The sequence below is a fragment of the Nonomuraea sp. NPDC049709 genome (genome assembly GCF_040674815.1).
Taxonomy (GTDB): domain Bacteria; phylum Actinomycetota; class Actinomycetes; order Streptosporangiales; family Streptosporangiaceae; genus Nonomuraea.
The window spans coordinates 54233-64566 of the sequence record NZ_JBFANM010000034.1; the positions used below are offsets into that span (position 1 = coordinate 54233).

The 10334-nt window shown below is 62.9% G+C and carries 5 protein-coding genes; 4 read left to right on the top strand and 1 reads right to left on the bottom strand.

Features of this window, described 5'->3' with window-relative positions:
* The first annotated feature begins 1223 nt into the window (after nucleotides 1-1223).
* Nucleotides 1224-3479, top strand: coding sequence for a helix-turn-helix domain-containing protein (locus tag AB0J69_RS31110; RefSeq protein WP_364124262.1), 2256 nt, complete (start codon nucleotides 1224-1226; stop codon nucleotides 3477-3479).
* The gene (locus tag AB0J69_RS31115) at nucleotides 3460-4398 is read left to right on the top strand and encodes a hypothetical protein (RefSeq protein WP_364124264.1); all 939 of its coding nucleotides are present in this window, start codon (nucleotides 3460-3462) and stop codon (nucleotides 4396-4398) included. The genes AB0J69_RS31110 and AB0J69_RS31115 overlap by 20 nt, the downstream gene beginning before the upstream one ends.
* A 7-nt stretch (nucleotides 4399-4405) precedes the next feature.
* Here AB0J69_RS31115 and AB0J69_RS31120 read toward each other — a convergent pair whose 3' ends face one another.
* On the bottom strand, nucleotides 4406-7507 hold the full coding sequence (locus tag AB0J69_RS31120; RefSeq protein ID WP_364124267.1) for a DEAD/DEAH box helicase: 3102 nt from the start codon (nucleotides 7505-7507) through the stop codon (nucleotides 4406-4408).
* A gap of 66 nt (nucleotides 7508-7573) precedes the next feature.
* Between AB0J69_RS31120 and AB0J69_RS31125 the strand changes: the two genes are divergently transcribed.
* Nucleotides 7574-9172, top strand: coding sequence for a PD-(D/E)XK nuclease family protein (locus AB0J69_RS31125; RefSeq protein WP_364124270.1), 1599 nt, complete (start codon nucleotides 7574-7576; stop codon nucleotides 9170-9172).
* Entirely contained in the window at nucleotides 9169-10332 is a 1164-nt protein-coding gene (locus AB0J69_RS31130) for a hypothetical protein (protein WP_364124272.1), read from the top strand. The genes AB0J69_RS31125 and AB0J69_RS31130 overlap by 4 nt, the downstream gene beginning before the upstream one ends.
* Nucleotides 10333-10334: the final 2 nt, after the last annotated feature.

Here is a 10334-nt window from a genome sequence, read left to right on the forward strand (position 1 = left end):
CGCCGGAGTCGCGCCGGGCGGACGTGGCTCGCAGTGCCTCTTTGACGCGTTCGGCCTCCACGTGTACGGCGAGGAGCTTGTGGTGGGCCTCCACCTGCGCGCGAGTGGCGGCGCTCAGGCCCGCCACTGGCGCCGACATCCGCTCAGCGATTTTCGCCGGGTCAAAGCTGATCGCCGAACTTCGCGGCCAGTGAGGGCAGCTCGATCTCGCCAGCACGCTGCACCAGGCCGTCGCCAGGGCGAGCGGGGAGCGGCTTGCTCAGCAGGAGTGACGCAGTGGCTCTCGTGCGGGCTGATCTCGGCCGGCTGGGTTCTGGCGGCCACCGTTGTTGCCAGAGCGGCCCCGCGTACTGGGCAGGTAAGTATGCACCAAAGCCCGGAGTGTACGCAGGTATTTGGCACGATCACAGGCTGCGTTAATCTGATGGCCAGCCGATTGCAGCGGGTTGTCGGAGGCCCGGATGGCCTAGAATCGGGGTTTGACCTGGGGAAGTGTTGCTAAGATCATCCCGTTTATCTCCCCTGATCATGGTCTTATGGCTGCATGCGGGCACCGCCGGCTGCCTACCAAGGTTCACAAAGCAAACGACCCGCGGTTGAGAAACCGCAGGTCAGGGGCCGAAAATGCCTATCTAGGTGAGTGCCCCCGGCAGGATTCGAACCTGCGGCACCCGCTTTAGGAGTGGGGTTGTTGTACGGCTGGATCTCGTGCTGTGACCTGGGCGAATGCTTCCCGTGGCCCGTATCGGCTGAAAGATCATCCCGCGTATGTCCCCTCTACCCGTCGGAGACTGCCGCCACGTCTCTGGATGTCGGGCAAAGCCCGGGCCGCAGGGCAGAGGGGCGCGAAGAAAGGAAATCTCCGGGCACGTGCCACGAGGCGCTGTTCGACCGTGAGGGCTGCTCGCGGATCTCATCTGGCGTTTCCATCTGTCCACGAGTTACGAAACTTCCGCTGGTAGAAGCGGGTTTCCAGTTTCCAAGAAAGCTACTTCAAGAAACTCCTTTACTTGCTTCCGCCTATGAGGTCACAGTGCTTACGAAAGCACTTGGACTTACCGTGGCCGGGAGGTGTATGCACAATGCACACACATTCGTTCGACAGATGATCACATCGTTTAGGCAGGGTACGCGCGGTTGATCGGCAAGCTTCGTCCGGTTGCATGCCGGCTAGAACGCCGTTCTTTCGACAGAGACTGCGACAGATAGGGCATCATGAAGTCATGGCGAAACCCTCCATTCAATTCGGTCCTGAGCTGCAACGTCTTCGTCATGCGAAGGAAAGGACGCAGGCAGAGCTTGCGAGGGCAGTCGGCTGTCACAAGAGTTACATCAGCAGGATGGAGACAGGTAGAGTCTCGATCAACCCTGACCTGGCACGGCAACTGGACGAAGCGCTGGAAGCGGGTGGCGCGCTGATGTCCCTGATTCCGCCTCCGGCCCGCCGTCCCGCGCAAGAACTGATCTGCCTGCCCGCCTCCACACAGTGGTTCGTGGGACGTTTCAGGGAGCTGGCCCAGCTGTCATCCTTCCTTCACGGCAAGAGCGGCGTGAACATCTGCCTGGTCACCGGAATGGCCGGAATCGGAAAGACCGCTCTCGCTCTAAAGGCCGCGTGGGAGTCTGCTTGCTCCTTCGCCGACGGCACGCTCCAGCTCGACTTCGGCGCGCACACCCCGGGCGTCTCCGAACTCAGCGAGTACGACGCGCTTGGTACTCTGCTCAGGCTGCTCAATGTGCACAGCGAGGACATTCCAGGTGACCGCGCGGGCCGCATAGCGCTCTATCAGAGCCGCTCGCAAGGCAGACGGATGTTGATCATCTTCGACAATGTGAGAAGCGTCAGCCAGGTGAAGGCACTATTACCGGCCGAGCCGAGCTGCCGTGTGATCGTCACCAGCCGCAACCGGTTGACCAGCCTCGACGAGGCTATGTATATCCCCCTTGCGGAGCTGCCCCAGGAAGAGGCGGCCCAGCTCTTCCGCGCGATAGCCGGACATCGGGCGGAGGGAGCGGCGGCTCCGCTGCTGGCCAACATTGTCGCTTACTGTGGGCGGCTCCCGCTCGCCCTCCGTATTACCGCCGCGCGCTTCGGCCTAAACGCCCAGTGGACCCTCCAAGCGTTCGCAGAGGGCTTCGCCGAGGGCATGTCCCGCGTCGATGCCATCGACGACGGAGATCGCAGCATCGCTGGTGCCTTCGCGATGTCCTTTGACGAATTGAGGGAGGCTGATCGCCGGCTCTTCGCGCTTCTCGCGCTGTACCCCAAGCGCGAGATCCCGCTCTCCAGCATCTTCGCTCTCTCAGGTGTCGTCCTTGGCCAGGCACGCAACTCCTTGGACCGCCTCTGCGCAGCCAATCTCGTGTCCTACGAGACCGCAGACCGCGTTGTCATGCACGACCTTTTGCGCGAGTTCGCGTGCGGCAAGGCCCTTCCCGGTCTGGCGGTAGCGGAACGCGACGCTGCCTTGTCGCGGCTCCTCGACCACAACCTGACACGCGCCGAAGCATGCGGAAGGCTCATCGATCCGCAGCGCCACCGGCCGCTGACCACCGAGACATCCGCTCACCTGCGGACCGAGATCACCGACCGCACCCGGGCGCTGGACTGGTTCGAGACAGAGTGGTACACCCTGGTCGAGCTGTGCAAGACGGCTACTGTACGAGGGTTCCACCGTAGGTGTTGGCAACTCGCCTTCGCGTTGCGCGACTACTTCTTCGTCACCAAGCTCTGGGCACAGTGGATCGAGACGCATCAGGCCGCAGTCAGGTCTGCGCGTGCGGCTGGTGCGGACGACGTCCTGGCGGCTGCGCTGAACAGTCTCGGCATCGCGCACGTCGACCGGGGCGACGTCGCCTTAGCGGTCGGCCATTACCAAGAGGCCCTGGAACTCTTCCGACGCCTGGGGGACGAGCACGGACAGACGAGCGCCCTATCCAACCTCGCCTGGGCCTCCTTGTACTTGGGCGATTACGAGAGCGCACTACGCGAACTGCGCCTGGTCCTGACCGCCTACCGAAGACTGGGCAATCTGCGGAACGCCGCGATCACTCTCCGTGCCATCGTCTTGGCCGAGACAGAACTCGCACACTATCGAGACGCTCTGGAACACGGCCAGGAGGCCCTGACCGAGTTCCAGCGACTCGATCTTCCCCTGGACATCGTGATGTCGCTCAATTGCATCGCCTGGGCCTACTTCAATTGGGGCGCCTTCGACGCCGCTGCCGGCTACTACCAACAGGCTCGGCAACTGGCCGAGGATTGCGGCAGCCGCTACGAGACCGTTCGGGCGCTTACCGGGCTGGGAAACGTCGCCGCGGCCTCCGAACGCCTCCACGAAGCACTCGCGGAGTGGGCGCGAGCCGACTCCCTCCAGCAGCCCCTGGAACCGACCGTGATCGGAGAGGCGAGAATCCGCTCATGGCTGCAGCCATCCGGTCAGATCATCGAGGTGACAGATGGACGTCACAGCGGTTGACGTAATCCGGGAACTGAAGATACTGCGCAAGGGCTTCGCTTTCGGCGACCCGAACGTCGCGCAACGGATCGGACCGGTGTTGAGCTGGTGCGCGGGGGTGACGTCCGATGACGCGCCCAACGAACAGAGCAGAAAGATCCATTCCTTACTCCTCCGCATGACGGCGAGGCTGCCGCAGACTGCGGCGGAGCTGAGCAGGTGGGGGCTCGCCCTGGAATGCGGTAGCGGATGGCGGCTCGAACGACGGGTGAGACACGTCTCCCGCACGCTGGGTTGCCATCCGCGTACCGTCTACCGTCGGCTCGACAGTGCGCTCGAGCACCTGGCGAATGAGATCACGACCGCGCCCCCGGCTGGACGGCACATCTCTGGTGACAGGCCCTGGCAGCTTGAGTGGCTGAGAGCCATCGTCCTGATCACACCTTCACAGGTGGAGATAGTGGAGGAACGCGGCATAGTCAGCTGCCGCGACGACCTGATCGACATCGACCATTCTTACTCTCTGGCGGATCCATGCGGGGCCGAGTTCGACATCGAGGTGCTTCATGGCGGCACCCTGCTGACCCAGGAAAGGTTATCTACCACCAGAACCGGTCTTCGGGTACAGCTGTCGCAACCGCTGCAGCAACAAGAGCGCCATAAGATGGAGATAAAGGTCGTGATAAACGGCGGAACGATGCCCTTCTACGTCTGCACTCCGCGGTACCCGTGTGCCCGCTTCGAGCTCACCGTTCGTTTCGCCGCCTCGTGCCGTCCGGGTCGGCTGTGGGTCGTCGACAATGAGTTGCCGCTTGAAGTGGGTGACCCCTTGCGTTGCGACAATCTGGTCCAGCTCAACGAAGAAAGCGAGATTACAGTCGCCTTCGCCGGATTGGAGTCCAATCGTTCTTACGGTCTTGCATGGCGTGATCGCGCATAACCAGCCATCAGTTGTCTGTCGGCGGCATCTGACCATCCAACTTGGCTTCATGCTCCATTGCTTCCTTGGCCCGCTCTGCGGCCGTCAATACGCTCTGGAGCAGCGCATCGTCGTCCTCCAGGCAGGTCCTGAGCGCCGCGAGGTCTGCAGTCAGGACTCTGTCCACCGAGGTGAAGCCGTCGCGGGTGAGTCCCAGGTAGGCGACCCGCGGCAATCGCACCTCCGATGCCTGGGCGATGGGAACCAGACCTCCTAGGATGCCTTGTTCCAGTTGCATGGGCAGGGTCTCCGGCAGTGTCCCCAAGTCGGCGGCTGGATTTACGCACATCGCGATCTCGATGACGGCGTTCATGAAATCGGCCGCGCGCTGAGCTGCCTGCCGTACGGGGTGGGTGTGTACATTCTTATAGGGTGAGATCAGGCTGATCCTCTGCTCGATCTGAGCGAGGGGTACACCTTGAGTCCACATGAAACAACCCACGCTCCGCCGGGCCCGGGAGATATAGGAATCGCCTTCTCCGGATTCGATCGACATACGTTTCAAAGTCGTATCGGCGACTCGCTTGTCGCGGATGTCCTTCACCAGTTTCCGCAGTATTTCCGGACGACCGTTCGGAGATGCCTCGAATCGCTTGTCCTCCAACTCCTTTGCGAGCTGTGCCGTGCAAATGAGTGTCATCCTGTTCATCGCGTCCAGGGGCACGTTCGCAAGGGCTTCGGCGAGGATGATAACCGATTCGGCGCTCAACCCAGTGCGCGCGGAGATGGCGCCGAGTTGCGTGAGAGCGAGGCCAGATCCGGCTGTGCGCACCAAGCCGGCTTCGCGCAGACTGGTCAGAGCAGCTTCGATTCGCTCCTCGGAAAAGGGGAAGGCCATTGCGTCACCGCCGGTCTGGAAGGAGGCGAACGTGGCCTTCAGGAAATCACGGACATCGACGGGTCGGCTGCTGGGACCCGCGGTGATCGACAGGATCGTGTCACGCAGATCTTGGATATCGTCCCGCATCGCGGAGCGGAGGGACTCGGACTCAGCCTGGATGTATCTCTCGAGTTTTCTGAGGGCGTCGTGTTCGTTGGCCGCGACGATGTACGCCCATCCCTCCGCCTTCCACCCAGTTCGCCCCGCGCGGCCCGCCATGTTCTCGTATTCGGACACGGAATAGCGTCGGCCGCCAGGATGCTCCACCTCGCAGACGATCACAGCGTCCGCGGGAAGATTTACTCCCTGGGCGAGTGTGGTGGTGGCGACGAGCACGCGGATTTCGCTGTTCGTGCTCCGGTAGGTTCCCTCGATCAAGCGGCGCACGTCCTCGTCGAGATCGGAGTAGTGGAAGGCAACGCCGCCGCGAAGGCAGTCACGTAGCTGCTCGTCGAGTTTGCCTTCGTCTCCGCGGGGGAGTGCGGCGAGTGTCGTCTCGGCCGGTGCAAGACCAAGGCGGCCTGCCAGGTCTCGCGCGAGGTTCCGGGCGCCTCTGCGTGTGCTGCGGAAGGCGATAATCTGGCTGTTCCGCTCAACGCTGGCCAAGTGCTCGACGAGACGGATGACCAGGTTGTCCCTATCGGTGCCGCTGAGGTACGGGAGGAGTTCGCGTTGCTGCTTTCCGTCCTCACCGATCGAGAGGAATCCGCCTCCTGGCCACACCACGCCTTCGCGGAGTGGAGTCGGTCGCTCCTCGCTTGCCACCAACGCAGCACCGAGCCATTCCGCCAGCTCGCCACATCCCTTGATCGAGGTGGTCAACCCGATTACCTGTAGCGCGCCTTCCCGGTCTAGGCGGGGGCGTGCCCAGGTGAGGAGGACCTCTAGTTGCGGCCCGCGATCAGGAAGCATGATCGACTGAATCTCGTCGACGACGAGGACGTCGATGCGGGAGAGCAGATCAGGGCGCGTGTGCAGGAGGCCGATGAACTTCTCGTAGGTGCAGACTGCCAGGTCGAACTCCCCGGCCAGTAGCTCACGCACCTGGTCACGCAGTTCGCCGGTGGCGCGAACCGTTCTGATGCCGACCGCCTGGTAGTCCTTGACGAAGCGCTCGTACTGTTCGTTGACGAGGGCCCGGGTCGGCAACAGGAAGACCGCGCGACGCCCCTGGGCGACCGAGCGGAATGCGGCCATCTCGCCGATCATCGTCTTGCCCGATGAGGTGGGGGCGCTGACCACGAGATTCTGGCCACTGAACAGCTCGCCCACGTTGACGGCTTCGAGCTGGAGCCTGTTGAGCTTCGGCATCCGTGCTTTCCACATGGCGATCACCGGCTCGGGGATGCCGAGCTTGGCTAGGCTGCTCAACGCGGGTGTGGCCGCTTGCTGGGCTGTGTCCCGCATCAGATCGTTGTACCTGGGGCCCTTTATGAGCCTGGGGATTCGTACGTCGTCGGTCTGTGCACTCAGCGTCGGGTTCTGCTCGGTCCCCCTCGGCAGACCGGGATGCGCTGAAACCCTCCTCATGACCGACGAGGCCACCTGCAGCAGCGAGATTTCATCCCGATGCACCGGGACACCCTCGCCGAGCAGGCCTTGGATGAAGTAGTGAGTGAGTAACCCGTGGTTGGCGCCCCTGCCCTCATACGCGATCTGCCCCTCGCCTGAGGCAGCCAGCACTAGGCGCCCTCGACCGGTGATCCTTCCCAACACCCGCTCGACATTCGGCCTTCCAGCCCTCGCCCCGTCCCTGTCTGCCCGCCGCGAGACTGCCTTAGCGAGCTCCCCACCGACAAAGCAGCAGTCCAGAATGACGAGGACGAGCCGGGCAGTGATCTTGGATACCTCCTCGACGAAGTGCTCTATGGGAATCGCAGAACCGAACATATCGGCGATATTCGCATCATGGGGTACTAATTCACCACTTGTGGAGCCATGTCCGGAAAACGTGATTACAACGATTTCGTCGCTTGTAGAGTCGCGCGCGAGGTGTCGTATTTCTGTCAGGATTTTTTCCTTGGTAGCTTCCGCGTCCAGCACTAGATTTGGCTCGCCGGTGAAGTTGTCCATGAACAGGGCGTGCAGAGCCTTCGCGTCCTTGGCTGCATAGTTAAGCGAACGAAAGTTCGATTCGTCTGCGTAGAAGTTCACCCCGACGAAAAGGCCGCGAATCCGCTGTTCCAGCATGTCCCTATCCCCTGTTCTCCCGATAATCGAGCCGGAAGTTATCACACTGGAAGGAGGAAGATCTCCGTGGTTAACTGGCAGATCCCTGAGGGAATCACCGGCGATGAGAAGCTTCTGCGTTTCCGCCCTTCCATCGCGGTGGCCCACAAGCGCAGTTGCCCCCTACGGCTGGCCCTGAAGGTGCGTCCTGACCTGGTACGAGACCGCCCGCTCTACCGAGACCGGCCGGACTACAACATGGGGCCGTTCCACAACGTGCTCGATCACATGGAGTTAGACCGGAAGCCGGAAAACCTGGCTTTGAGCCATGGGCTGCAGAGCGGGAAGTCGGTCCATCCGGCGCTCGCCCGATGGACAGAGCACGCGGTCCGGCAGTACCAGACCAGCGTGAAGGACTTGGCCCACCTGGAGCCGGTTTCGCGCGACTGGGTCAGACGACTCGACAGCCCGCACGGCGGAATCCCCTTGGTGCACGAGGAGACGGTGACCGGTCGGCGTTTCGAGAAGGACGGGGTACGCGAACTTCGGATCCTCCGGATGGGAAGCGTCGAGCGCCGAGCTCGAAATGAAGTCGAGATCGCTCTCGCGGCCGCCGTCTTGGCCGAGGGAAGACCTGCCTTGAGCAAACTCTGGAAGAAGGGCCCGGCGACTCTAGGGAGGTTAGAGCGACCGCACCAGGTGCGGGTGATCGAGATCGGATGCCTGGACGCTACCGCAAACGTCCTCTTCGAGGACAATCCCGAGGCTGCCATCGACAAGTACCACCGCGAGGCGGAGGGGCTGCTGGGCGCTGTGGCCGCAGGCAGTGAGCGTCGGCCGGGCAACGACTGCGCGGAGTGCCCGCTGATCGACATGTGCCCGGCGGTGCCGTCCAGAGAAGGGCTCCTGGGGATCAGCGATGCGTCCAAGCCGCTCCGTGCCTGGTCGCTGACCACGACACGCCAGCACCGCAAGTGCGGACCGATCCCCTATTTTTACGACCTCAAGCTACCGCCGGACCGCAGCGCGGAGCGGAGTCCGGAAGTCGAGCGCGGCGTAGCCGTACACAAGTGGATCGAGGCTAAGCACTTGCGCTCACCTCGGCAGGCGTGTCGCGCGGACGACGTGCCGGACCTCACACGAGAAGAGCGGTTCGCGGACGACGCGCTACAGGCCAAGCTCGGCATGAGAATGATTGGAGATCATTCTCTCGTCTGCCCACTGCGTGAGGCGGGCCGGGAGGCTGAGGTCCACTCTGAGCATCAGGTCGTCGTCTACGACCCCGCTGCCCATGTAGTGGTCATCGCCAAGGTCGACCTGCTCTACCTGACCGCCGGCGTATGGCGGCTGCGCGAGACCAAGACCTCGAGGTACCCGTTCGAAGGTGATCTGCTCAAGGGGTTCCCACAGGTCGCCCTCGCGATCGTCCTCTCGGCCGAGGGAGTGTTGGGGGGAGGGAACGTCGGGTGTCGGGTGGAGCTCGAACGGCTCACCGCCAACGGTCCCGTCCTGACCGAGTTCGATGTGCACGACCCCGAGGTGGTGGCCGAGGCGCGGATGGTGGTACGGCTCGAGGCGGCCGGATGGCACGCCGACACAGCACGTGCCACCAAGGCAGGCAAGGAGTGCCAGACGTGCGCCTTCACGCGCTGGTGTCCGGACGCCAAGGTAAGGAGCGGATCGTGAACACCTGGCCCTCCCCGCCTTCCGACGAACTTTCCGAACGACGTCGTCGTGTCGTCACAGCCGCACTGCGTGCCGCGTACGCCTGGACAGTAAGGGAAGCGCGCCCCAAGAAGGCCATGCACGAGATCGCCAGAATGACGGGCGTCATCATGGAGGCCCAAGGGCCAGGCCGGGCACCGAATACGCCGCTCGATCTGGTGCGCGCGTTGCGCAGCCCGCTCAGCAAGCTATCGATCTTCGCTGACAGTGACGATCCAGTCGGCCAGTTGGCCCTTTTGGGCGTCGATAACGAGCTCACCCCAGATGTGCAGGATCTGATCTGCGAATACGTCATGCCGCTCAACGTCCTGACCGACTCAGGAAGATGGCTGCCCGATTGGACGCGGATGCGTGCCGAACAGATCAGGCACCAGGTCTTCACCGCGATGATCGCGATGAAGAAGCAGGAGGTCTATGTGGCTTCCCGGCGGCTTCTCATCGAACATCCGGCCGGCACTGCCGGGGAGATCGGAGAACTGGTGAGCAAAGCCGGAATCCGCGTCGCGTCTGGATACCAGGCCGTCCCTAGTCGTCAGCTGCATCGGACAGAACTGGAGAAGGCTTGGTGGTGGCCGTGTCCCGAGTGCCGCTGGCCAATGATGGTGTCGCGGGGAGTCGTTCGTTGTGGCTACCGGCCGCACTCCTGTGTCTACGAAGTGACCAAGGTGCTCTCCAACGGTAGGCCCACCCTCCGGCGGATCGACGAGGGCTCCGGCCCGAGAAAGACGCCTGTCGCGCGCAAGGCGCAGGACGCCGTCTGCCTGAATGTGGGCGTGTGGCGGTTTATCGTCGTCCCCGGGGCGAGTGAGCTGCGAATTTACACGCAACTCCAGAGTCTCGGCGCTGGGGTTGAACTCTGGCCCGGATTCGACTCTTACGACCTGCGCGTGACGGCAGGGGATCAGAAGTTCACCGTGGACGTAAAGGAGTATCGATCAGTGCATCGCTTGATTTCGGATCTCAAGGCCAAACCGCCGCGGGCGCGCGTGCTCCTGCCGAGGACGCATGAACACCAGTACGAAGCCCTTCGCGCCGCGCTTCCGAGCCTTTCCATCACCACAGAGAAGCGCTTCCTGATGCAGGTGAGGCGAGCTCTTGGGACGAGCGGACGAGCGAAGTAGGC